The following is an 873-nucleotide window of genomic DNA, read 5'->3' on the forward strand; positions in this document are numbered from 1 at the left end:
AAAGCATACCGTCATCAGGCTGTCGGGGCCGCTTCGGAGAATATCCCCAACCGGCAACCTGCCGCCCAGAAACCGATCAGAAAGAGAGGGGTGATGTGGCCGGGCCCAAAGGCAGAGAGGGCAAACCGTCTTTGTCGCCCATACCGGATGTGTCCAACCGGGAACTTGCGGCTTACTCTTTAAACAGAAGACTGAACGGTAAAATGGTGGTTCAGATGCCGGAAAAGGCTTTTGGCCGTCTGAAAGTGGAACAACCGCTGCCACATTCCGACCAAGACCCGGACGGCCGGTTAGCGGGCGAAATCGGCCGGGGAAGGGATTGTGCCAAGTATCCCGTGTAAAGGCAATTGCCGGGACAATGCGCCGAGGGGGCGTTTCTTCGGTACATTGGAAACGGAAAGCTTTTATGTGGCAGGCGCGCTGCCGAAGGCGGAATGAACGGCTGTCACAGATGATTATACAGGTTCTTATAATCATGAACGCTTCAGTTTAAACTTAAACAAGCCGGGTCCCTGTTGTATACGGAACCCGGCTTGAAGGGATTGTTTGAGAAAGATTCTTAACTTGTCCAAGAATTGGGGGGACTGTTCAAATCTTTCAGACGGCCTTGTTGATTAAAACTCACACTTCAATTTTATTCGGCGTAAAGGTTTCCCATTTGTTGCATGCCGGACAATACCAGAAAAACACTTGTGATTTGAAATGGCAATTACGGCAGCGGTACATCACTCTTTTTTGTAACTGCCGGCCGACAACCGCACGCATCATATCGGCATCGCCTTTCCACTCGGTTGGCATATCGCTCAGCTTCAAACCAAGCAAACGGTACACACCGTTCAAATCCGGTTTTTGGCGTACCAATTCCACCGCCAA

General features: G+C 51.0%; 1 protein-coding gene and 1 pseudogene. One reads left to right on the plus strand and one right to left on the minus strand.

Annotation, left to right across the window (positions count from 1 at the left end; all coding sequences use genetic code 11):
• Window positions 1-341: hypothetical protein (locus C7N83_RS13985; protein ID WP_425437533.1), on the plus strand; the 341-nt coding region annotated here is incomplete at its 5' end.
• Between the two features lie 280 nt (window positions 342-621).
• On the opposite strand, the pseudogene C7N83_RS13990 reads toward C7N83_RS13985, so the two are convergent.
• Window positions 622-873, minus strand: a pseudogene (locus C7N83_RS13990) (lipopolysaccharide assembly protein LapB); the annotation flags it as partial.

The organism is Neisseria iguanae (assembly GCF_003013245.1).
Classification (GTDB): Bacteria; Pseudomonadota; Gammaproteobacteria; order Burkholderiales; family Neisseriaceae; genus Neisseria; species Neisseria iguanae.